The organism is Hyphomicrobium sp. 01T421 (genome assembly GCF_056398805.1).
This window is the reverse complement of record NZ_JBFTQC010000001.1, coordinates 2483019-2503750: the sequence shown is the minus strand read 5'-3', so window position 1 is coordinate 2503750 and position 20732 is coordinate 2483019. Positions and strand designations below refer to the sequence as shown.

Below are 20732 nucleotides of genomic sequence, written 5' to 3'. Positions count from 1 at the left end.
CCGAACGGCACGTGAGCAAACGCGCCGCGAGCCCGAGGTAGATGCCTACTCGGCGGCCATCATCTTATCGACGACGGAGGTGTCGGGAACCGTATCCAGCATGCCGAGCGCATGCATGTAGACTTCCAGAATGCTTTCTTCTTCCTGCCGCTCCTCGTTCGACTTTTTGCGAAGCCGCACGATCTGGCGCAGTGCCTTGACGTCGAAGCCGACAGATTTCGCCTCGGTGTACTTGTCGCGAATGTCGCTCGCGAGCTGCTTCTTTTCCTCTTCCAAGCGTTCGATTTGCTCGACGAACTGGCGCAGCTGGTTTTGCGCCGAGGCTTGAAGCGTGCTCATGAAGGCTCCTACTGATATCAAGTGCCGGCCGACGCTATCGGCGGAGCCTCTTCGCAGCAAGGCGACGAGCACGGCTATCCCAAGGGATAATATCGAGCCGAGGACTTGACGTTGTATATGTCGCAACGCGACTCACTTCTGTTCGCTGCCGTTCTACCTCGCCCGGCGGCCGGCTCCCCAGAGGGGAGTCGCCGGACGAAACAAAAAAACTCGGCCGGCGCGCGGAACGCGTGTCGCCAGCGCCAAGCTAAAGCTGTCGCCGGGCGAAATCCAAAACGCGCCGGGCGAAACTAAAAACTCAATGATCGCGCGGCCTGTTCTGCTCGAAGGCGTCCTGCTTCTCGGCGGGCGCATCGGTCTGATACTTGGCTTTCCACTCTTTGAACGGCATGCCGTAGACGATCTCGCGGGCATCGTCCTTGGAAAGCTCGAGACCCTTGGCTTCGGCCGCATTCGACATCCAGGTCGACAGGCAATTTCTGCAGAACCCGGCCAAATTCATCATATCGATGTTCTGAACGTCCGTGCGCGACTGCAAATGCTCAACCAGGCGCCGAAAGACCGCTGCCTCGAGCTCGATCGTCGTCTGCGGATCGAATGTCTTCATATTGAGCTCCTTGCTTCTCCGGCTGTCTCAAAAGGCCTTTACGACATAAGCACCGCGCCAGCCATCCGGAAGCCCCATCCGCCCTGTGCCCGCGCCCCCGGTCAAACCCGAAGTCTGGCTGCGGCCTCTGATGCCTTGACGCGCGTCGGGCGTTTGCGCAAACCAAGACCAACAATCACAAAACAACCAGGAACCGGCCAGGGCAATATGATGAAAGACGGGTCGAACGGCGGCGTGCGTGAAACTTTGAGCACGCTGTTCGAAGCCGCGCATCGGACAGCGCATCCCTCGGTCTGCCTGCCGGCCCACCTTCCGCCCGTGCCGAAGGGTGGCCGAATTATCGTCATCGGCGCCGGTAAGGGCTCGGCCGCGATGGCCGTCGCCGCGGAAGCGCACTACATCGCAACCGGACATGACAATAAGATCTCCGGCCTCATTTCGACCCGGCACGGCTTTGGCCTCCCGACCGGCATCATCAAGATCCTGGAAGCGGGCCACCCGGTCCCCGATGCGAATTCGATCGTCGGCGCCGAACGCGCCATCGCGCTTGCCAAAAGCGCCGGACCCAACGATCTCGTGCTCTGCTTGCTGTCGGGCGGCGCATCCGCCATCTGGTCGGCACCAGTCCAGGGCGTCAGCTTCGAAGCGAAGCAGGCTCTGACGAAACAGCTTCTCAAATCCGGCGCACCGATCTCGGAGATGAATTGCGTTCGCAAGCATCTGTCCGAAGTCAAAGGCGGCAAGCTCGCAGCCGCCGTCTATCCGGCACGTCTGCTGACCCTCGCGATTTCCGATGTGCCGGGCGACAATCCCGACGAAATCGGTTCCGGCCCGACGGTCGCCGATCGCTCGACCCTCGCCGATGCACGCGCCGTCCTCGAAAAATGGAAAATCACGCCGTCGCCCGAAATCGCGAAGGCCCTCGGCGACCCCGCGAATGAAACGTTGAAAGCCGGCGACCCGAAGCTCGCGAATTCGACTTACGAGATCGTCGCGGCTCCGAGAGCTTCGATCGAAGCGGCGGCGACAATCGCCCGCGAACTCGGCTATCGCGTCGTATCGCTCGGCGACGACCTCGAAGGCGAAGCGCGCGACGTTGCACGCGCCCATGCCGAAATGGCGCTCGAAGCCAAGCGCAAGGGCGAGAAGGTCGCCATCATGTCGGGCGGCGAACTGACCGTGACCGTCCGCGGCGACGGCTCGGGCGGCCCGAACCAGGAATACGCCCTCGGCCTCGCTTTGGCGCTCGATGGCGCGACGGGAATTGCAGGTCTTGCAGGCGATACCGACGGCATCGACGGCGGTGGCGGCAACGCCGGCGACCCCGCGGGTGCAATGGTCTTCCCCGATACGCTGAAGCGTGCGGAGGCCGCCAATCTCAATGCCGCCAAGTTCCTGGAGAACAACGACTCGACCGGATTTTTCCGTCCGCTCGGCGACCTTATTCTTTGTGGCCCCACCCAAACCAACGTCAACGATTTCCGGGTTATCCTTATTGACCCGTAAAATGCGAACGCCATCGGCGACGGACTGGATTTACGACCGGAATTCTCCCCTTCGAGACCGGAGGCTCTGACGTGCCACTCCGCTTCCGCATGCGCACTCTCCGACGGAACTTTGCGCTTTCATTGGGCTTTTGCCTCTATGCGACGGCCGCACACGCCGACCTGAAGCTATGCAATGCCACGTCGAGCCGGGTCGGCGTCGCAATCGGCTATCAGGACACCACGGGCTGGGCGACGGAGGGCTGGTGGAACATAGCCTCGCAGACCTGCGAAACCCTTCTGAAAGGCGCGCTTCCGAGCCGCTTCATTTACGTGCATGCCGTTGACTACGATCGCGGTGGCGAATGGGGCGGCAAGAACGATATGTGCACGACTGAAAAATCCTTCGCCATCAGGGGTGTTCAGGATTGTGCGAAACGCGGATATAAGCGCACGGGTTTTTTTGAAGTTGATACCGGCGAAGCAAAAGAGTGGACCATCCGCCTCACTGATCCCGGGCAAGGAAAAGCAGACAAATGAGACGTAATAGGCGGGTCAAGATTGTAGCGACGCTAGGACCCGCGTCTGCTGCACCGGAAATGATCGAGCGGCTCTTTCTTGCGGGCGTCGATGTTTTCCGCATCAACATGAGCCACTCCACGCACGATGGCTCCAAGACGCTTTACAATGCCGTCCGTGCCTGCGCCGCGCGCCATCGCCACCCGATCGGCATTCTCGCCGATCTCCAGGGCCCCAAATTCCGCATCGGCAATTTCGAAACCGGCCGAGTGAACGTCGCGACGAAATCGATCTTCAAGTTTGATCGCGACGAGACGCTCGGAACCGAAGAGCGCGTTCATCTGCCCCACGCTCAGATATTCGAGGCGATCCAGCCCGGCCACATGCTCGTTCTCGACGACGGCAAGCTGAAGATGCGCGTCGTCGAAACGACGCCCGTACAGATCAAAGCCGAAGTCCTGACCGGCGGAATGCTGGCAAGCCGCAAGGGCATCTCGATGCCCGACACGCTGCTGCGGATCAGTCCGCTCACAGAGAAAGATAAGTCCGACCTCGCGCACGCGCTGAAGCTCGGCGTCGATTGGGTCGCACTGTCGTTCGTCCAGCGTGCCGAAGACGTCCACGACGTCAGGAAAATGATCGGCACCCGGGCCGCCATCCTGTCCAAAATCGAAAAGCCGTCAGCCGTCGCCGACCTCGAGGACGTCATCGCGGCGTCGGATGCCATCATGGTCGCGCGCGGCGATCTCGGCGTCGAGATGCCCGTCGAGAAAGTTCCCGGCATTCAGAAGCGGATTACGCGTCTGTCACGGGCCGCCGGCAAGCCCGTCATCATCGCGACGCAGATGCTCGAAAGCATGATCTCCTCCCCCATGCCGACGCGCGCGGAAGTCTCCGACGTCGCAACCGCCGTGTTCGACGGGGCCGACGCGATCATGCTTTCGGCTGAAAGCGCCGTTGGCCAATATCCCGTCGAGGCCATCCAGATGATGGACAAGATCGCCGTCGAGGTTGAGCACGATCCGGTTTACGAGCCGATGCTCTACGCGACGCAGACGGAGCCGCAGCCGACGGGCGCCGACGCGATTGCCGCCGCAGCGTCCGCCATCGCCGACACAGTCCGCCTCGGCGCGATCGTTTGCTATACGGCGACCGGTTCGACGGTTCTCCGCGTGACACGCGAACGCCCCGGCATCCCGGTCATCGGCCTGACGCCGATCGAGTCGACCGCGCGGCGCTTGGCGCTCGTGTGGGGCGTGCACACGATCCTTACCGGCGATCCGGAAAATCTTTCGCACATGGTCCGGAAAGCCTGCCGTATCGCGTTCGAGGAAGGTCTCGTCAAAGCCCGCGAGGGCATCCTCATCACGGCGGGCATTCCACTCGGAAGCCCCGGCGCAACGAATATGATCCGTATCGCCTTCGTCGACGAATCCGGCGCACCTATTGCTGAAGAGGTCTAGGGTCATTGAAATCCCGCGCAACCCGCGCAGGGTTTCGCTAGGCGCGTACCCTTGAGCATGTCAGTCGCAATAGACGTGACATGTTCACGGCTATCCATCGTGTTATGTCCGGCACTGGCTTGTAGCGGTTGAAGTCGGGGGGACATCCAATGCGATCTAGATTTGTGCGCTTCCAGCTCCGCGATTTGCTGCTCATCATGGTGCCGGTGCTGATAGCCGTCGCAGGCGCCACCTGGATAACCTTTCGTTTCGCCCATCCGGCGCCGCCCGATAAACTTGTGCTGTCCGCTGCTGCTGCCGGCAGCCCCTATTATCGTTATGCCGAGCGGTACCGGGCGGTCTTTGAACGCAACGGCGTCAAGCTCGAAATCCGCGAATCTGGCGGGTCGCTGGCCAATCTCAAATCTTTATCTGACCCGGGCTCCGGCGTGGACGCGGCCTTCGTCCAAGGCGGACTTGCCTCGAGCAATGACACGCACGGATTGCTGTCCCTCGGGCGCGTCGCGTACGAGCCACTTTGGGTTTTCTATAACGGCGGCACGCCGCTTGAGCGGCTAACCGAGCTCAAAGGCAAGCGCATACTGGTCGGCCCTGCAGGCAGTGGAACCAACAGCCTGGCCGTGCGGCTCCTCGCGGCCAACGGCATCACCGATGAAACGGCGACGCTGATCAATCACGAGCTACCGGATTATGTTGACCTGCTCGCCAAGGGAGAGGCGGACGCAGGCTTTCTCGTGCTCGCGCCCGAGGCGAAGACGATCCAGCGGCTGCTGAGAAGTCCCGACATTCACTTTATGAGTTTTGCGAACGCTGATGCTTACGCCCAGCGCTTCCCGTTCCTTTCACGACTCGTATTGCGGGAGGGCGTCGTCGACTTCGCGGCCAATGTCCCTCGTAGCGACACCACGCTCATTGCGACGACCGTAGCAGTAGTGGTGCGGGAAAGCCTGCACCCGGCACTTATCAACCTGCTGGCCCAGGCCCTGCAGGAGGTGCACGGACAGTCGACGGTCAACGATGCCGGCGAAGTGCAATTGTTTCAGAGCGCCGGCGAATTCCCGACGGCCAATGATCCCGAATTCGCATTTTCCGATGAGGCACGCCGGGTTTACCGCTCGGGAGCGCCGCTTCTACAGCGCTACGTGCCGTTTTGGGTGGCAACGACTGTCGATCGCTTGATGATTTCTCTTGTGGTCTTGGTGCCAATTCTCATTCCGCTGCTGCGTTTCGCGCCCCAAATTTATGATTGGCGCATTCGCCGCCGCATCATCCATTGGTATGGAGAACTCAAGCGTTTGGAGGCCGCCGCCAAGAGCGCATCAAGCTCCGAGGAGCGGGCAGCAAAGTTGCGAGATCTTGAGACGATTGAGGTAGCTGTCGACAACCTACCTATTCCGCTCGGCTTCGCAGATCGGCTGTATCAACTGCGCCAACACATTGAACTGGCGCGCCGCCGCCTCACGGTCGCCGTAGCCGATGATGCTGCCGCAGCACGGTCCTGACGCTCTAAATTTCAGGAATTATTGGACGAGCCGGGCGCGGGAACTCAGATCCCCTGGCCCTGAATTTCTTTCTTGAGCTTATCGCGCGCGGTCTCGGCGCCTTCGATGTTGGGGTGCACTTTGAGAAGCTGGTTGTAGACCTCGAGCGCGGCCTTTTTCTCACCCATCAGAACGAGAATTTTCGCCATGCCGTCCAGCGCCCGGAAGTGGTTCGGCTCGATGGCGAGCGCACGCCGGAGATCGCCCAGAGCAGCCGTGTAATTGTTCAGCCGGTATTCGACGTAGGCGCGATGGCTCCACGCCTCGGCGTATTCGGGCGCGAGTTCCACCGCCGCGTCTAGGAACGGCATTGCCTTCTCGCTCTCGTTTCGAGAAGAGAAAATCTCAGCCCGATCGATGAGCAGGTTGACGGTGTCGCCACCTTCGAGCCGCCACAGCCGCTCAATGGCAGCACCGATTTCGCCCCCTTGGCGTTGGTCGCTCTCGGTTGCGAGAAAGGCGTAAAGGTTATCGAGGGTCTTGGTGGTTTCTTCCGGCGACTTCGGCCAGGGCAAACCCATCATGCCGGGTTCGCCCTTTTGCTGGGCGGCAGCACCGGGCGAAGGCGCGACCGGCGGCGACTTCTTCTTTACGGCAGGCAGCTCCTCCCGCGGCCGCGCCGGCGGGGCGGGGACTTCGGGGAAAGGCTGGGTCTTCAAAAGCTCATTGTCGGCTGCAGCGTTAGCCGCGCCGGCCGAGACCGCCAAAAGAAAGAGAAGAAGGCGTGCGCAAAAAATCATGCCTCGAAGCTAATCGAGGCATGGGATTTGGTCAAAAAGACTCTCGTGAATTCGCCGTAACGTCGCGCTCTGGCGCAACGATCTCAACCCTGGCGGGCCTTGAAGCGGCGGTGAGTCTTGTTGATGACGTAAACCCGGCCTTTGCGGCGGACCACGCGGTTATCGCGGTGCCGTGAGCGCAGGGACTTCAAAGAGTTTCTAACTTTCATGACGACACCGGTTAAAATGGTAGGCGAGAGAGAGATCGACCCTCCGACCCTGACCATGTCAAAAGAGATGGAAGCCGGGCTTGTACCCGCCAGAAGCCGGGAAAACAAGGCCATTCCGACGAAAAGCCGCGCTGGAGCGAGCCGAAAAGCCTGAAGTCCCGAAAACGACGGCCAGTTCAGGCCTAAGCCACGGGAATTTCGTCGAATTTACCGGCAGGCTACCGGAGCGCCCCGCCCCTTGTGTTTCGACGCCCCAGAGAGCGGATTGAAAGCTCAATTGCCGTCAGTCATGAGGCTCGCCCTGCATGTCCATTACAACGCGTTTGAGCCCTCTGACTTCCGGATTTTCTGTGGATAAGCAGAAGGCTGGCCCCTGAATAGGCCGGATGGCGACTTCTCGACTCCGTCGCGACCGTGCTTCTTTCCGCCGGGGGTTGCAGGGATTTTCAGCACCCGCCAGCTTGCCACTGATTTATCGACGTTAATGTTCACGCATGCCGGCATTTTTATGCAGCCGGGTCCGATTTTTATTTCGCACGAATTTTTATTTCATCAGGCACCGATATTGGGAGCCGCCCATGCTTTCAGGGAATACGTCGCTCGAAGTTTTTAACGCTGCCATGTGGAATGACTCCTTCGCGCCTGAAGATCAGCGCCGGGCGGTCAACAGCTTGGAAGACGGCCGCATCCTTTATTTCAGACACCTTTCGTTTCAGCTTGATGAGCCGGAGAGATTTCTGCTGGCTACAGCCTGGTCCAACCAGAAGGCAAAAAACATCAGCCTCGACCCGAACGAAGGCAAGTTGCGCGGCACGAAGGTCGAGGGACCGGACAGCAATCAACTGACGGCGATGATGCGGCGGTATGCATCCTACACGCAGCAATTCATGCAATTGCTGTTGCCTGGGTACGCTCCACGTCTGCAACTTGGGCGAACCAGTTTTCGGCCGCAAGAGATCGAAGGCAGAGAGCCCGCCTCCTATCGCAAAGACGATCGGCGCCTACATCTTGATACGTTTCCTTCGCGGCCGTGCCGGGGAGCGCGCATCTTGCGCGTGTTCACCAACATCAATCCTGCGGGCAAACCGCGCCTGTGGCTGGTGGGAGAACCTTTCGAAGCATTCGCCGAACGGTTTCTCCCGAGCGTGAGACCGGCGGTGCCCGGCCTTTCGCGCATCGAGTATGCGCTCGGCATCACCAAAAAGCCGAGAACACCTTACGATCACATCATGCTGCAATTGCACGACCGCGCTAAAGGCGACGCACGCTATCAGCGCGAGGCGCCGCGCCAGGAGGTCGCCTTCGAAGCAGGTAGCACCTGGGTGGTTTTCACGGATCAGGTTGCGCACGCCGCAACGAGAGGCCAATTCGCGTTGGAGCAAACATTTGAGCTCCCGGTCGCAGCACAACAGCGGCCTGACCGGTCTCCTCTGCGCGTTCTCGAACGGATGACCGGCCGCTCGCTGGCTCCGGCAGCAAACTGAAGCAAGGTTCTCGCGCGCAACGCGGGTAAGCGTTACGAATCTTTGCTTAAGTGAGACGGCCGCCTTGCGTACCAGGCGGCCGTTTGCTTAGAAAAAATGCATGTAAAGTTGAAGCTACAAAGCTCACATGCGGGAACCTCTTCAGAACCCGAGCGAAAAGCCCCTGGTTAGTTTTTCTTAAACGATTTCGAGACGATCTGCGCGGCGGTTGGCTTCAAATTTCTTACCAGAAAACGGCCTAGACTATCGTCGGATGAGCGCGCATATGGCCATATCGCATGTGCGCTGATCAACATGACCCAGATCAGCACCCCAAAAGCAACGGCATGTAAGTAAGCAACGTTGGGGGGATTCTCGCGTCGGGGGGACAACCGATAAGGAGGTTGCCCCATGGACTTGGTCTCCAACATCACTCAGATGCTCAGCTCTACTTTGGTATCGCGTATTGCTTCGAGCCTCGGCCTCGATAGGACACTCACAGAAAAAGCAATCGGTGCTGGTGTCCCCGGCCTACTGGCTGCGCTCACATCGCTCGTCTCCAGACCCAACGGCGCTACGGCGCTCAATGGCGCCATTGCGCGACAACAGCCCGGATTGCTTTCGAGTTTAAGCAACATGCTCGGCGGCTCTACGCAGTCGAACATTATCGAAACAGGCACTAGCACCCTCACGTCTCTTCTTGGCGGCGAGACGACATCTGCACTCACCAACGCGGTTGGTCAGTACGCAGGGATTGGGAACGCGGCCTCGAAGAGCCTTTTGGGCCTGCTCGGACCTGTCGTGATGGGCGTATTGGGACAGCAGCAGCGCGCAAGTGGACTCGATGCGACAGGCCTCGCAAACCTGCTCACTTCACAGAAAGATAATATCGCCCGTGCGCTTCCCGCTGGGTTCTCGAATTATCTTAGCGGCACGGGCATTCTGGATGGTCTTGGTGGTACGACCGATACGCGGGCCGCATCGGCAACGGCGAGACCAAGTTACACGACGATGCCACCACCAACACCGAGACCTGCGGACCGGTCTCCCTATATGCAATCATGGGGCTGGGTACTCCCGGTAGTCGCCGCGCTGATACTTGGCGGCCTCGCTTGGCACTGGTGGCGCCCGAACCCAACGGATACTGCTCTCAATTCTCCTCCGCCATCCACCGCACCATCGAGCACCGGAACCAGCACCGGCGTCTCGGGGCTCGGAGCAATGCCCGCATCCTTCGAGGCGCTCGAAAATCTGCGCGGCATCAAGGTCGGCGACGTCGACGTTGGCACGCAGCTCGCCAACGCCGAGACCGGCATGCGCTCCGCGATTATCAGCGTTCAGGACGTGAATTCGGCGCAAGCAGCCGTGGCGCCACTGGCAAGTTCCGCGAACGATTTTGCCAAGCTGACCAAGCTTCTCGATAAGCTTCCCCCCGACACCCGCATCACGGTCGTGAAAACAGTCATTGCCACGAGACCGGCCCTTGATCAGCTCTTCGACAAGGCGCTCGCAATTCCTGGAGTGAGCTCTGTCATCAAGCCGACCGTCGATAAAGTTCACTCTCAGTTCGATGCGCTGACGACGGCCTGAGCCACGCGAGAAGAATGCCCAAATGAGCTGGTCAAATTAGAAAGGAACACGATCATGGCGACGACTACGACCAAGCATCCAGCGGTCGAGGAACATCTTTCTGCGGCTTCACATCACGCTGCAGCGGCTCATCATCACCACGAGGCGGCGCACCAGCACGCTCACGGCAGGCAAGAAGAGTGCAAACAACACTCGGCGGCCGCGCACGAGCATAGTGAGAAGGCTCATAAGCACACGACTGAAGCTCACAAGCTCACATCGAAATAAAAGGTCTTCTCGAGCCGGCTAAAGGCCGGCTTCGCCCTAAGTTCGTGATTGAGTTCGGGATGTTCGCTCCAGCCCCACGAGTTGGTAGCACGTCGAGCGCGTGCCGATCTCGGAGCGAAACGAATGGTCGAAATTTCGCGACTAGCGCAAACTCTGCCGGGAACAGCGCCCGTCAAACACGATGAGCGGCAAAACGGCCGAGACCGCACCCCATCGCCTGAAATGAATCTGTTCCGGAAAAACCATCGAACCCTGAGGTTTCGATGGTGGGCACTACAGGGATCGAACCTGTGACCCCTACCATGTCAAGGGAGGGGTGGGCCTCTCGAACGTTGATTTTAAGGTGTTTTTCGCGCGCGAAAATCTGGCATTGCCCCGTCTTTCGTCGCGAAGCGGCGTTCATAAGCCTCCCGGGAGGTTTTTGGCGAGGCCGAATTTCATCGACACACAACCATTGGCTGCAAATACGAGAAAAAATCGCTCGGCACCTCAGGCCGCCGCGGTTTCGCTCAGACCCTGGATAACCTCAACTGACCCCTGGCGTGATAAGTTCGCAACGAGCCTGAAAGCAGTGCATGAACTCCGAATGGAAAGGTTGCGGCGCGGTGCTCCCAGCATCAATCTTGGCTCGCCTTCGCCCATTCGATCCGGCCTCGCCTGAACCAGAAATGCGACTGGCAATCCTTCTGCCGCCAAACGGAAGGGTGCAGGGATGCCTTGCCGTCAGCGTGCTTCGTCACGCGCCAGCAAGGCCTGTCGTCGGTCAAGAGATTCATCTGAAGCGTTTTTCCGCAGCCGCAAGGGCAAAGCATCGCGGCTTGCTCCTCGATGCCGTCTTCCTCGACGACGTAGAGGGTGCGCGGCTTGAGCTGCTTTGGCAGATACTCCTTCACGACGACGGTACCGTACGGCGGAAAGCGCCAGTCGTGAAGCCATTGCGCCGCGCGGCGGTACAGCCCGATTAGAAACTTGATCATGGCGTCTGCCTTTCCGCGAGTTCCATAATATGGAGAAACGGCTGCGTATCGCCGATCCCCACCTTGCCAGCCAAGATCTCGCAAATTCCGCATTCGGGCTCGAGGATGAATTCCACGCTCGCAAGGCTGAACTCTACACTCGCGTATGCAGCGTTCGGTTCTTCGCGATAGGGATGGATGCGCGCCAGCAGCTCGTTGACCGCAAGCGACGCCGCAAACATGTTGACGCTGATGACCGCCGGACGATTGCCCGCTACGCCTGCAATATAACCGTCCTTGACCTGCTGACCGTGAGCGCCCGGATCGTTGCGGCGAAGGCCGGCAGTGGCGACCTGCTTCATCGTGAAGAGCTCGCGGCTCATAAGGCTCGACCTGCCGGGACGGATATAGTGCACCGTGCCGCAGACCTCGCGAATTGTGCCCTTGCTTGCGCCGTCGCGCACGGCGTCGAGCCGCACCCCGATATCGAAGTAGGGAATATTGTAATAGGTCGCGAGCCTGTTCAGCAGGTATCGGCCGTCGACCGTGTCCATGCACCCGAATACGATATCGCACTGCGCGACCTGCCGGACAACATCCGGGTCCCACAGGTTCTTCTTGATCCTGATGACCTTGGTGCCGAGCCCCATGCGCTCGATGGCATCTCCGAGCACATCGACCTTGAGACGCTTGTCCTCTGCGTCCCGCATGGTCGAGTTGAGGATGCGGTTGACGTTCCTGTCCTCCATCTCGTCGTCGTCCACGCTCACGAGCTCGCCGGCGCCGAGCCGCACCAGTTGCTCGACGGTCGGGCTCCCCGTGCCGGATGCGCCGATGACAGCGATGGACAGGCGCTGAAGGCGCTTGATCGTTCCTTCGTCGAACGCCTGCGCATGCGAGGCGACGAAGCTCGGCAACGCGACGCCACCGGCGTCCGCGTACCAGAAATGAAGATCGTCGCCCGCGACACTTACGCAGTCGATAGGCACGAAGGTGCCGTCGGGTGCGAGAATGCGTCCAAATATCTGCCCGTCCGGCAACATCACGGCGCTGCCGTGCGAAATATCCGCCTCCACCCAGCCGCGGATCATCGGCAGCAAGCGGGCGTCGCCTTCGTCGTCGATCCCGGAGAAGGCGGCATAGCCGCCCGGGTGGCAGTGGATCTTTATAACCGAGAGCTTCTCGGCGGCGGCGCGCTCAAGGATACCGTCGATGTAGTCGGGTTGCCATGTGACCTGCGTCGGCGTGCGGACCGGGCAATGGGCATAAGGGATGTCGTGGATTTCGCGAACGGCAAGCCGCTGCCTGCGGTCGCCGTCACGCCTGCCGCAAAGGAGCAGGGCGACAGCTTCGTTGCCGTCGCCCGGAAAAAGGAAGCTCTTCAGGTGGGCGTGCTGGTCGCCCGAGAATGCCAGCGTTACCGGGGCGGGCATTTCTCGAACTCCCGCTCAAGCCAGTCCTCGATCAGAAAGATATGCGTGCCGAGATCGTCCCGTCCCGGCTTCCACGGGTTCTGCGGAGTCCGGTGACGCGACCAGCGCTGGAACGTTTTGCCATCCAGCACCTGCGTCGCTTCCGTCGCCTTGATCTGCTGTCCATCTTTGCGCGCCAAGCCCGGATGGAAGTAGACCATATCGAGCTGCGTGTCAGGGTAGCCCGTTTCCAAACGGATCGCGGCGGTTACGTGCGAGTGGTCGTAACCGGCGGGTGTCGGAAACTTATGGATCAGCACCCACTGGGACCCGTCCACCACGGTCTCCCAGGAGAGGCCGTAGTCGTCGAGGAACTTTTTATCCAGCGGCAGCAGTTCAAACTGGCGACGGAGTTCCATGGCTAGCCCTCCGTCTGATCGCGAGGGAGTGCCTTGAATTTCTCGACGCCGGGCTGGCGGAGATCGACGTGCTCGTCGAGCCCGACCTTGCGCAGGCCTGCGCCCGCCGCCTTCACCCGGAGCTTGTAGTTCTCCGCCGGCAAAAGTCCCGCCACCGTCAGGATCGCCCGGCCCGTCGGCTTGGGATCGCGAAGAACAAAAGGATCGCCGTTCACCTTGATCCGGTAGCCCTTGGACAGGGGAGGCCTCTTGCCGGCCTTCGCGTACTCTTCGAGGTCGATGATGTCATCAACCACCGCTTCAATTCCGGGGTCGTCTTCCCCTTCCTTCTTGAGATTTTCCATCCTTACCTCCACGGAAAATTGCTGCATCACCATATTGTTAGTATGTAGCATGCTTGCTTGATACGTCAAGCACGTACTTAGCACGCTTGACGGACCTAGCGCGACGCAGCTAGAATCGGAGACGAACCAATGACTTAGGAGGAGACTTCCATGCTCACCCTCCAAGAGAAGAGGAGTTCTGTGGCAGCGGCAGAGAAGATCACACTCGGAAAATACCTCGAATCGATTCGTGTCGACCGGGGTCTCACGCAGCGCCAAGTGGAGGCCGCGACCAGCAAGGCGGTATCGAACGCGTACTTAAGCCAGATCGAAAACGACAAGATTCAGAAGCCGTCGCCGAACATTCTGCATGTCCTCGCCGAGCTCTATGGCATCAGCTACGAGGCCCTGATGGAAATGGCCGGATACTTTGTTACTTCCACCGGCCGTACGGCGGATGAGCGCCACGGCCGTATTGCAACATTCTCAGAACTGAATTTAACCCAAGAAGAGGAAGCAAAGCTGGCCGAGTACTTGCTCTTCCTCCGCAGTAGGAAGAAGCCCGGTGACCAAGGCGGATGACAGCAGTCTCAATCCCGAAGACCTTATGTTCGTAGAGGGGCGCGCACGCCAGCTCCTCGACAGAGCGAGCGCGTGGGAGTGCTTTCCGACGCCGGTAGAAGACCTGCTGGCAGCGGCAAAACTAAAGGTCGCGCCGACGAGCGCCTTCGATCCGCACGCCATACTGACCTTTCTCAGGAACAAGGGCGCCGACGTCGCCAGGTCGCTCAAGTCGGCAATGTCGAAGATCCTCGGCATCTATGACGGCGCGGACAGCGTCATCCACATCGACGACAACGCTTATCCGTCGAAGAAAACCTTCCTGAAGCTCCATGAGACCGGCCATCACGAACTGCCCACGCATCGCAAGGCGTTCCTATTCTTTCAGGATTGCGAGACGACGCTGTCACCCGAGATCGCTGACCAGTTCGAACGCGAGGCGAACAACTTCGCCCGCTTCGTGCTCTTCCAAGGAGATACGTTTGCACGCTACGCCGCCGATTGCGATTTCGGGATCAAGACGCCGGTTCGCCTCTCGAAGAAGTTCGGCGCGTCCGTCTATGCCTCGTGCCGGGAGTTTGCCCGCAGCAACTCGCGCGCGTGCGTCATCTACGCGCTGGAGCAGATAGAGTTCGTCGAGGGCGACGGCGGCCGCGCCGAAGTGCGCCGCATAGAGGCTTCGCCGAAATTCAAGGCAATGTTCGGCACGCCGCGCGACCAGTTCGTCACGCTTGACCATGTGCTCGGCCCTATCTTGCCAATTGGCAGAAAGATGACGCGGCCTACCACACTGGCGATACGCGATCGTAACGGCGTCACGCACGAGTGCGTCGCCGAGGCGTTCGATACGACAATAAACGTCTTCATCCTTCTGTATCCGGTGAAGGAGCTGACGGCCACGACGATCATCTTGCCTGCAGCCTGAGCGTAGCGAGTCCAAGCCATGATTATGCGCTTCGAGGAATTCATCAGACGCAGCTCAGGGTTCGATGACCTCCCTGAACTAGATGAGGTGTTCGTCACCGAGGATGGCCTCAACCTCACAATTCTTCGCGAGGGCAAGGAGTACAAGGGCACCTTCGACAGGAGTCTTCGCGTCGACAATCCGACCCATGGTGCCGGAATGCGTCACGCCCATGTATATGGCCGCAAGGGCAACGAAATCGTCGTCGTCAATGTGGATGGGTCCGCCAGTCACGACACCAAGGGACGCATCCCGGAAAAGGACGCGGAAAAACTTCGAAGCCTGGGCTTCACTATTCCCCCAGACCGTATTGTTGAGTGGACGGTCGTCTCGGACGGCCCGGCCGTCCTGACCGAATAACCCGACAAAGTCAGGAACGCCGGCTTCAATCTGCCGGGCCGAACGCTAATACGATCGGGTTTTCCTAAGCACCTCTAAGCGCGACCCGCGAATTGTGGGCACTCCACGCGCCCGCGAGCCCATTAGTCAATTGAAATATATTATATTTTTGGAGATTCGGACTAAATTTCACCAGTATCGCCAATATCAACAAACGCTGAAATCGATATTTTCAGTGAAATTCTTGACTGTTTTCAGTGAAGAGACTATTTTCAACGTATGATGAAATCGGCGCATTGGATGAAAAAATTGGAGCTGGACGCTGTTGAGCATCTTACGGCGGTACTGCGTGACGTGCCGTTCTTGCAGGTGGTAGAGGTCCGGCAGGAGCCGCTTCTCGGGCAGGCGAGCGCACAGCCTGATTTCGAGCTCGATGTCAGCGCGCACGGGCGCGCCTACAGGCTCGTCTGCGAGGTGAAAAAGCAGGGCCATCCTCGAACCGTGCGGGATGCGGCTGTGCAGATTCGGTACTATCGCGAGCACGCCGGAGGCGATGCCTACGGCGTGCTGCTGGCGCCGTTTCTATCGGAGGCTTCGCGGGAGATCTGCAAGGAGCACGGCATCGGCTTTGCAGACTTTGAGGGCAATTGCCGCCTTGTGTTCGACGGTGTGTTCATCGAGCGGCTCGTCGCTGGCAAACCACCTGCCGAGCGCCGCGATCTGCGCTCGGTGTTCGCGCCCAAGTCCGCGCAGGTGCTTCGCGTTTTGATGCGCGATCCATCGCGCAGGTGGAAGGTCACGGATCTTGCGCATGAGGCAGGGGTGAGTCTCGGTCACGTGAGCAACGTGCGCACGGCGATTCTCGAGCGCGAATGGGCGCAGGCGGATTCCGAAGGGCTTTGGGTCAGCGATCCCGGAGCGTTGCTCGATATCTGGCGCGAAGCCTATCGCCGTCCTGGCAAGCGCCACGGGTTTTACACGGCGCTGCACGGCAAGGCATTGCAGGAGACTCTTCGAAGCTCTCTGTTTGGAGCGAACAGGTTCGGACGCGTTTTGCTGGGGTCGTTCTCGGCGGCGCAGTGGCTTGCGCCGTACGCGCGGACGACAACGGAATTCTTCTACGCCGATCGCCACGGCATGGACGCGCTGCGAGGAGCCCTTCAGCTCTCCCCGATCGCCAAGGGGGAGAACGTCATCATCATGGCGCTTGATGACGACGGGCTCTTTCGCGATGCGCTGGAGCCTGCGCCGGGCGTTCGCTGCACCAGCGCGGTGCAAACCTATCTTGATCTTTGGATTTCAGGCGAACGCGGAAAGGAAGCCGCGGAGCATCTGCGCAAGGAAAGATTCCAATGGTGCCAATAACACAAAAAGAGCCCAGGTCCGCAGACGATTACGACGACCGGACGAACGCCGCCGTCAAATCCGTGCTCCTTGAGATCGGACAAATCCTGGGTAGCTACAAGGGCAAGTACGCCGTCATCGGCGGCGCGGTTCCGTGGCTTCTTCTCGATAACGAGGAGATGAAACATGTCGGCACGATCGACATCGACCTCAGCCTGGATAACGAGGCGCTAGCAGGCGATGACGAGTACGCCGATCTCGTCAAAGAGCTGCAAAAACACGAGTACAAGAAGAGAGAGGGCCTCAAGAACTTCCAGCTCGCGAGGCAGGTCAATCCCGGCGACGGCGGCAAGCCCATCGACGTGATCGTCGACTTCCTGATGCCGCGCCACGCCACGAACAAGAAGAATGACCCTCCGCTCATTGAGGGCTTCGCGGTCCAAAAAGCCGACGGCGCAGATCTTGCGCTCGAGTTCTTCGAACTCATCAAGATCAACGGCCTTATGCCCGGCGGCGGCAAGAACACCGTCGAGATCGCGGTCGCCTCGATTCCGGCGCTCCTCGTCATGAAGGGGTTTGCCATCGAAAAGCGAAAGAAGGAGAAGGACGCCTACGATATCTACTACTGCGTCCGCAACTATCCGGGCGGTTTCAAGAGGCTCGCGACGGATTGCACACCTTTGCTCGAACGAGCCAACGCCAAGGAGGGCTACGGCTACATCGCCGGAAAGTTCAAGAGCCAGGATGAATTCGGGCCGAGCTCGGTGCGCAAGTTCGTCGCCGACACCGGCATCCTCGGCGACCGCACCGCCGACCAGTGGCAGGCCGATGCCTTCGGGCAGATTCAAGCATGGTTGAAAGAGCTCGGGCTCGCTTGAGGCGCGAGGCGAAATACGCGCACACACTCAGACCCAAGGCTAGAAGCCCAGCTTTGAACTGCTGGCCTGCCGCTGCACGATCACGCGGAGCAGGCGAACGTCGCCAAGGCTTCGCGGCGCTCTGGCGTGCCTTCTCGTGGCCGCCGGCATGCCTGTCCGCCACGGTGGCGAAGGATGATGCCGCCATTGCTTTAGCGCGACGGCTGCTCGTGATATGCTTTGAAGGTAGGGAAAGCAGTTGCAGCCGACACCGTCCACGGTCACCAAGACTTATCCGCCGCGAGGGCCGCTGCAGCAGCACCGGCTTGCGGAGAGCACCGCATTCGATTGCTTCCGCTGCGGGCAGGCGAAGAAGTCTAAGCTCATCACGGTTTACAGCCAGAATTGGTCGCGGCGGCTCTGTAACGGCTGCTATGGCAGGCTGCTTTCGATCTACGAGATCAAGGCCGGCACCGCCGCGGATGACGAACGCGCTGAGGCCCTGGCTGCCGCCCTTGCAGACATGGTCACGGGCGATGATGTGCGACAGGCGCAAAAGCTATTCCAAGTCTCGGAAGAGCGCGCAGCTCGGCTTTCATCTGAGGCTTTGCGGTTCATCGCCACAGCGGAGTACGTAGCCAGCAGGCTTGAGGCCGATCCGCAACTCGAGTGGTCGCCCGCTATCATCGGTCTGTGCAAGGCCGTCGAGGCGGAACTTATCTTGCGCATCATCAAGCCTCTTGCCGGGCTTACCTCGCGCGAAAATCTGGACACCGACCGGCAAGATAAGGATTTGGGAAAGGTCGCGACGTTCTGTGCTGACACGTCGCGCAAGCCACCAGAGCTGGGCGCATTTGCCCATTTCCTTCAAACCGCCGCCCACAGCAAGGAGCGGCGCGAGAATTCAGTCCTTGTGCGCGCCTTCCTCAAGCTGCTGGCAACCTGGCCGGCTTCGCAGTGGCTCCTTCAGCCCGACGGGTTGCATGCGGCGCTCTCCCTTCTTACGGCCAAATTCCGCAACCCTGCCGCACACACGGACGAACTGAGCCAGCACGATTATTCAGCTTGCCGCGAGCATGTCATCGGGGCAACGGGAACGCTCTGGAAGCTTATGATTGCTACCGAGCCCCGGCGCTGAGTTACGGTACGACCGGCGCAGCGGCCACGCCGCGAACGCTTGCATCGCCTCATCCGCGCCGAGAACTGGCGACCAGCGGGCGGTCCAACTCCTGACATTGAAGGGCATTCGGAATCAAAGAAGCCGACTGGAACCCGGCAACTGGCAGTGGGAAGTCCACCCGCACTATGCTCGAAGCGACAGCAACCAGCCCGTGAATTGGAGCTTATCAATTGATCTATCGATCTAATTGGGAAAGATCAGGATACGGATCAACCTCACAGGAGGTTTTTGACCCTCTATTGCCGCGCCATCTCAGAGTGCGACGTTCTCAATAATGACATGGAATTACGGGGGTTTAAGTCTGGTGGGCACTACAGGGATCGAACCTGTGACCCCTACCATGTCAAGGTAGTGCTCTACCGCTGAGCTAAGTGCCCGGAAGAAGCGAGCTTCTAGAGTGTTAGCGATACCCCGGTCAAGCCCTGGAATACGGCAAATCGGCCGCAGGTGAAAATAAGCCCGCCTCAGACCGCCAGAAGACGGTCAACCTCGCGTACCAAATCCTTCAGATGGAAGGGCTTCGAGAGAACGCGGGCGTCCTTGGGCGGCTGGTTTTCGCTGTTGAGAACGACGGCCGCAAAACCCGTGATGAACATGATCTTGAGGTCGGGATCGATCTCGCTGGCGCGGCGGGCGAGTTCGATGCCGTCCATCTTCGGCATGACGATGTCGGTGAGCAGAAGCGTGAAGGGCTCGGTCTTGAGGCGGTCGTACGCGTCCTCGCCATTCTCGAAGGCGACGACGTCATAGTTCGCTTTTTCGAGCGCCTTGACGAGGAAACCGCGCATGGAGTCGTCATCCTCGGCGAGCAGGATGCGGCGGATCGGCAGGCTGGAGGGCTTGGCTGTCATGACTACTCTGATGTGCGGAAGGTCCCAGATGAGAAGTACCCGATATCTCATCTAATGCAAACTTGGCCCGACTTTGGTAAACGGAGCATGAAGCTGTGGAAATGCCGAACGCAGCGCGGCAGTACTGCATCACTCGGGCGGCATGACGCCGGCAAACTTCGCTCCGCAAGTTATGTGCAATCGACGCGCGCCTAAGTCTTCCATGGACTTACGCGTGCTGCATTGGCAATGTATTCCGCAACGAAACACCGAATTGCGGCCGGGATCTGAACGAGACACAACTGATTATGGCCGACGATAGATCTCACGACGTACCGAGAGCATTTTTCCCGTCTTTCGACGTACTGGCGCCACGCGTTCAATCCGCACCCTTCGTGTTCTCTTCGCCCCACTCCGGCAGGCTCTATCCTCCTGAGTTTCTTGCGATCTCGCGGCTCGATCCGAAAACGCTGCGCCGCTCCGAAGACTGCTTCGTCGACCGGCTTTTCCGGCCCGTGGCGAGTTTGGGAGCGCCGATCATCAGCGCCCGCTTTCCGCGCGCCTATCTCGATCTGAACCGCGAGCCCTACGAGCTCGACCCGGAACTTGTCGGCGAGCCTTTGCCGGCCCACGCGAACACGCAGTCGATTCGCGTGGCGGGCGGACTGGGTACCGTCGCGCGCATCGTCGCTGACGGCGAAGAAATTTATCCGGACCGGTTGAGCCTCGACAGCGTGCTCGCACGAATAGAGCAGCTTTATTTTCCATTCCACGCCGAGTTGTCGAGGCTGATCACGGCGACCCGCGAGACCTTCGGTTACGCCGTCCTGATCGATTGCCACTCCATGCCGTCGACGGCGATGGCCCCGGGTGGCGCACAACGGCCCGATATCGTCGTAGGCGACAGGTTCGGCGCCGCTGCCGATCCGCGACTGACACTGCTGGTCAGAGACGAGTTTCAGCGCCGTGGCTTCAAGGTGCAGCTGAACCGGCCATACGCCGGCGGCTACATAACCGAACATCACGGCCGGCCGGCGCGCGGCACGCATGCCATTCAGGTTGAAATCAACCGCGGCCTCTACATCAACGAACTGACGTTCCAGGAAACGGCTGGCTATGCGCGTCTTGCCGAAGCGCTGAAAGAGATCGTCACGTCTCTGTTTCGCGAGGTGCCCGGTCTGCTCGACTATCGCGCCGCAGCCGAATAACGCACCGCTTTACCAAATTTATAAAGAAAAAGGGCCGTCCGAGTTTTTCACGAACGGCCCAAGTCTAGGGAGGAAACGCCCAAGGAGGGCTGCGAAGCGCGAGCCGAGCTCGCATAT

23 protein-coding genes and 1 tRNA gene are annotated in these 20732 nt (G+C 59.8%); 14 read left to right on the top strand and 10 right to left on the bottom strand.

The genetic code is table 11. From position 1 onward, the window contains the following. Positions 1-45 precede the first annotated feature (45 nt). Both AC1DK3_RS11550 and AC1DK3_RS11545 read right to left on the bottom strand, forming a co-directional pair. Positions 46-339 carry a DUF2312 domain-containing protein gene (locus AC1DK3_RS11550; protein ID WP_092864014.1) on the bottom strand — a complete coding sequence of 98 codons (294 nt, stop codon included), beginning with the start codon at positions 337-339 and terminating at the stop codon, positions 46-48. Positions 340-637: 298 nt separating this feature from the next. Continuing rightward, on the bottom strand, positions 638-946 hold the full coding sequence (locus tag AC1DK3_RS11545) for a DUF1244 domain-containing protein (protein ID WP_477192338.1): 309 nt from the start codon (positions 944-946) through the stop codon (positions 638-640). 210 nt (positions 947-1156) lie between these two features. Here AC1DK3_RS11545 and AC1DK3_RS11540 point away from each other — a divergent pair, with 210 nt between their 5' ends. The 4 genes from AC1DK3_RS11540 (at position 1157) to AC1DK3_RS11525 (ending at position 5914) form a co-directional block, all read left to right on the top strand. Then, positions 1157-2452, top strand: coding sequence for a glycerate kinase type-2 family protein (locus tag AC1DK3_RS11540; RefSeq protein WP_477192912.1), 1296 nt, complete (start codon positions 1157-1159; stop codon positions 2450-2452). Between the two features lie 89 nt (positions 2453-2541). Next, positions 2542-2970, top strand: coding sequence for a DUF1036 domain-containing protein (locus tag AC1DK3_RS11535; protein WP_477192911.1), 429 nt, complete (start codon positions 2542-2544; stop codon positions 2968-2970). Further along, on the top strand, positions 2967-4412 hold the full coding sequence (gene pyk / locus AC1DK3_RS11530; RefSeq protein WP_477192337.1) for a pyruvate kinase: 1446 nt from the start codon (positions 2967-2969) through the stop codon (positions 4410-4412). Before AC1DK3_RS11535 ends, pyk begins: the two co-directional genes overlap by 4 nt. Before the next feature lie 149 nt (positions 4413-4561). After that, entirely contained in the window at positions 4562-5914 is a 1353-nt protein-coding gene (locus AC1DK3_RS11525) for a TAXI family TRAP transporter solute-binding subunit (protein ID WP_477192336.1), read from the top strand. A 44-nt stretch (positions 5915-5958) separates the two neighbouring features. Here AC1DK3_RS11525 and AC1DK3_RS11520 read toward each other — a convergent pair whose 3' ends face one another. Both AC1DK3_RS11520 and ykgO read right to left on the bottom strand, forming a co-directional pair. Next, positions 5959-6693, bottom strand: coding sequence for a tetratricopeptide repeat protein (locus tag AC1DK3_RS11520; RefSeq protein ID WP_477192335.1), 735 nt, complete (start codon positions 6691-6693; stop codon positions 5959-5961). An 83-nt stretch (positions 6694-6776) separates the two neighbouring features. Further along, positions 6777-6902: a type B 50S ribosomal protein L36 gene (gene ykgO, locus AC1DK3_RS11515; RefSeq protein WP_013216601.1), complete on the bottom strand. Its 126-nt coding sequence runs from the start codon at positions 6900-6902 to the stop codon at positions 6777-6779. A 578-nt stretch (positions 6903-7480) separates the two neighbouring features. Between ykgO and AC1DK3_RS11510 the strand changes: the two genes are divergently transcribed. The 3 genes from AC1DK3_RS11510 (at position 7481) to AC1DK3_RS11500 (ending at position 10222) form a co-directional block, all read left to right on the top strand. Beyond that, complete coding sequence (locus tag AC1DK3_RS11510) at positions 7481-8386, top strand: Kdo hydroxylase family protein (protein ID WP_477192334.1); 906 nt, start codon at positions 7481-7483, stop codon at positions 8384-8386. Positions 8387-8776: 390 nt separating this feature from the next. Further along, a complete protein-coding gene (locus tag AC1DK3_RS11505; protein ID WP_477192333.1) occupies positions 8777-9955 on the top strand; it encodes a DUF937 domain-containing protein in 1179 nt (392 codons plus the stop codon). 54 nt (positions 9956-10009) lie between these two features. Next, complete coding sequence (locus tag AC1DK3_RS11500) at positions 10010-10222, top strand: hypothetical protein (protein WP_477192332.1); 213 nt, start codon at positions 10010-10012, stop codon at positions 10220-10222. Positions 10223-10839: 617 nt separating this feature from the next. On the opposite strand, the gene AC1DK3_RS11495 is transcribed toward AC1DK3_RS11500, so the two are convergent. From AC1DK3_RS11495 to AC1DK3_RS11480, 4 genes are read right to left on the bottom strand one after another with little or no spacing between them, the layout of a single operon-like run. Beyond that, entirely contained in the window at positions 10840-11199 is a 360-nt protein-coding gene (locus AC1DK3_RS11495) for a ubiquitination-like system serine protease family protein (RefSeq protein WP_477192331.1), read from the bottom strand. Further along, positions 11196-12611 (bottom strand): ThiF family adenylyltransferase, encoded by a 1416-nt coding sequence (locus tag AC1DK3_RS11490; protein ID WP_477192330.1) that lies wholly within the window; start codon positions 12609-12611, stop codon positions 11196-11198. The genes AC1DK3_RS11495 and AC1DK3_RS11490 overlap by 4 nt, the downstream gene beginning before the upstream one ends. Then, positions 12596-13009, bottom strand: coding sequence for an E2/UBC family protein (locus AC1DK3_RS11485; RefSeq protein WP_477192329.1), 414 nt, complete (start codon positions 13007-13009; stop codon positions 12596-12598). Before AC1DK3_RS11485 ends, AC1DK3_RS11490 begins: the two co-directional genes overlap by 16 nt. 2 nt (positions 13010-13011) lie before the next feature. Further along, positions 13012-13353 (bottom strand): multiubiquitin domain-containing protein, encoded by a 342-nt coding sequence (locus AC1DK3_RS11480; protein WP_477192328.1) that lies wholly within the window; start codon positions 13351-13353, stop codon positions 13012-13014. A 150-nt stretch (positions 13354-13503) separates the two neighbouring features. Here AC1DK3_RS11480 and AC1DK3_RS11475 point away from each other — a divergent pair, with 150 nt between their 5' ends. From AC1DK3_RS11475 to AC1DK3_RS11450, 6 genes are all read left to right on the top strand, one after another. Next, entirely contained in the window at positions 13504-13914 is a 411-nt protein-coding gene (locus tag AC1DK3_RS11475) for a helix-turn-helix domain-containing protein (protein WP_477192327.1), read from the top strand. Continuing rightward, positions 13898-14818, top strand: coding sequence for an ImmA/IrrE family metallo-endopeptidase (locus AC1DK3_RS11470; protein WP_477192326.1), 921 nt, complete (start codon positions 13898-13900; stop codon positions 14816-14818). The genes AC1DK3_RS11475 and AC1DK3_RS11470 overlap by 17 nt, the downstream gene beginning before the upstream one ends. A gap of 18 nt (positions 14819-14836) precedes the next feature. Then, the gene (locus tag AC1DK3_RS11465; RefSeq protein WP_477192325.1) at positions 14837-15217 is read left to right on the top strand and encodes a hypothetical protein; all 381 of its coding nucleotides are present in this window, start codon (positions 14837-14839) and stop codon (positions 15215-15217) included. Between the two features lie 279 nt (positions 15218-15496). Then, entirely contained in the window at positions 15497-16561 is a 1065-nt protein-coding gene (locus AC1DK3_RS11460) for a hypothetical protein (protein ID WP_477192324.1), read from the top strand. Continuing rightward, entirely contained in the window at positions 16549-17418 is an 870-nt protein-coding gene (locus AC1DK3_RS11455; protein ID WP_477192323.1) for a hypothetical protein, read from the top strand. Before AC1DK3_RS11460 ends, AC1DK3_RS11455 begins: the two co-directional genes overlap by 13 nt. Before the next feature lie 238 nt (positions 17419-17656). Next, positions 17657-18535 (top strand): hypothetical protein, encoded by an 879-nt coding sequence (locus AC1DK3_RS11450; protein WP_477192322.1) that lies wholly within the window; start codon positions 17657-17659, stop codon positions 18533-18535. Between the two features lie 344 nt (positions 18536-18879). On the opposite strand, the gene AC1DK3_RS11445 is transcribed toward AC1DK3_RS11450, so the two are convergent. Continuing rightward, positions 18880-18954 (bottom strand) — tRNA-Val (locus tag AC1DK3_RS11445). A gap of 87 nt (positions 18955-19041) precedes the next feature. Then, complete coding sequence (cpdR, locus tag AC1DK3_RS11440) at positions 19042-19428, bottom strand: cell cycle two-component system response regulator CpdR (protein ID WP_045837081.1); 387 nt, start codon at positions 19426-19428, stop codon at positions 19042-19044. Positions 19429-19715: 287 nt separating this feature from the next. Here cpdR and AC1DK3_RS11435 point away from each other — a divergent pair, with 287 nt between their 5' ends. Next, positions 19716-20615 (top strand): N-formylglutamate amidohydrolase, encoded by a 900-nt coding sequence (locus tag AC1DK3_RS11435; RefSeq protein WP_477192321.1) that lies wholly within the window; start codon positions 19716-19718, stop codon positions 20613-20615. Positions 20616-20732 lie beyond the last annotated feature (117 nt).

What these genes read in the sequence shown, in the direction of transcription:
- AC1DK3_RS11550 (WP_092864014.1), bottom strand. Translation starts at nt 339, where the DNA reads ATGAGCACGCTTCAAGCCTCGGCGCAAAACCAGCTGCGCCAGTTCGTC.
- AC1DK3_RS11545 (WP_477192338.1), bottom strand. Translation starts at nt 946, where the DNA reads ATGAAGACATTCGATCCGCAGACGACGATCGAGCTCGAGGCAGCGGTC.
- AC1DK3_RS11540 (WP_477192912.1), top strand. Translation starts at nt 1,157, where the DNA reads ATGAAAGACGGGTCGAACGGCGGCGTGCGTGAAACTTTGAGCACGCTG.
- AC1DK3_RS11535 (WP_477192911.1), top strand. Translation starts at nt 2,542, where the DNA reads ATGCGCACTCTCCGACGGAACTTTGCGCTTTCATTGGGCTTTTGCCTC.
- pyk (WP_477192337.1), top strand. Translation starts at nt 2,967, where the DNA reads ATGAGACGTAATAGGCGGGTCAAGATTGTAGCGACGCTAGGACCCGCG.
- AC1DK3_RS11525 (WP_477192336.1), top strand. Translation starts at nt 4,562, where the DNA reads ATGCGATCTAGATTTGTGCGCTTCCAGCTCCGCGATTTGCTGCTCATC.
- AC1DK3_RS11520 (WP_477192335.1), bottom strand. Translation starts at nt 6,693, where the DNA reads ATGATTTTTTGCGCACGCCTTCTTCTCTTTCTTTTGGCGGTCTCGGCC.
- ykgO (WP_013216601.1), bottom strand. Translation starts at nt 6,902, where the DNA reads ATGAAAGTTAGAAACTCTTTGAAGTCCCTGCGCTCACGGCACCGCGAT.
- AC1DK3_RS11510 (WP_477192334.1), top strand. Translation starts at nt 7,481, where the DNA reads ATGCTTTCAGGGAATACGTCGCTCGAAGTTTTTAACGCTGCCATGTGG.
- AC1DK3_RS11505 (WP_477192333.1), top strand. Translation starts at nt 8,777, where the DNA reads ATGGACTTGGTCTCCAACATCACTCAGATGCTCAGCTCTACTTTGGTA.
- AC1DK3_RS11500 (WP_477192332.1), top strand. Translation starts at nt 10,010, where the DNA reads ATGGCGACGACTACGACCAAGCATCCAGCGGTCGAGGAACATCTTTCT.
- AC1DK3_RS11495 (WP_477192331.1), bottom strand. Translation starts at nt 11,199, where the DNA reads ATGATCAAGTTTCTAATCGGGCTGTACCGCCGCGCGGCGCAATGGCTT.
- AC1DK3_RS11490 (WP_477192330.1), bottom strand. Translation starts at nt 12,611, where the DNA reads ATGCCCGCCCCGGTAACGCTGGCATTCTCGGGCGACCAGCACGCCCAC.
- AC1DK3_RS11485 (WP_477192329.1), bottom strand. Translation starts at nt 13,009, where the DNA reads ATGGAACTCCGTCGCCAGTTTGAACTGCTGCCGCTGGATAAAAAGTTC.
- AC1DK3_RS11480 (WP_477192328.1), bottom strand. Translation starts at nt 13,353, where the DNA reads ATGGAAAATCTCAAGAAGGAAGGGGAAGACGACCCCGGAATTGAAGCG.
- AC1DK3_RS11475 (WP_477192327.1), top strand. Translation starts at nt 13,504, where the DNA reads ATGCTCACCCTCCAAGAGAAGAGGAGTTCTGTGGCAGCGGCAGAGAAG.
- AC1DK3_RS11465 (WP_477192325.1), top strand. Translation starts at nt 14,837, where the DNA reads ATGATTATGCGCTTCGAGGAATTCATCAGACGCAGCTCAGGGTTCGAT.
- AC1DK3_RS11460 (WP_477192324.1), top strand. Translation starts at nt 15,497, where the DNA reads ATGAAAAAATTGGAGCTGGACGCTGTTGAGCATCTTACGGCGGTACTG.
- AC1DK3_RS11455 (WP_477192323.1), top strand. Translation starts at nt 16,549, where the DNA reads ATGGTGCCAATAACACAAAAAGAGCCCAGGTCCGCAGACGATTACGAC.
- cpdR (WP_045837081.1), bottom strand. Translation starts at nt 19,428, where the DNA reads ATGACAGCCAAGCCCTCCAGCCTGCCGATCCGCCGCATCCTGCTCGCC.
- AC1DK3_RS11435 (WP_477192321.1), top strand. Translation starts at nt 19,716, where the DNA reads ATGGCCGACGATAGATCTCACGACGTACCGAGAGCATTTTTCCCGTCT.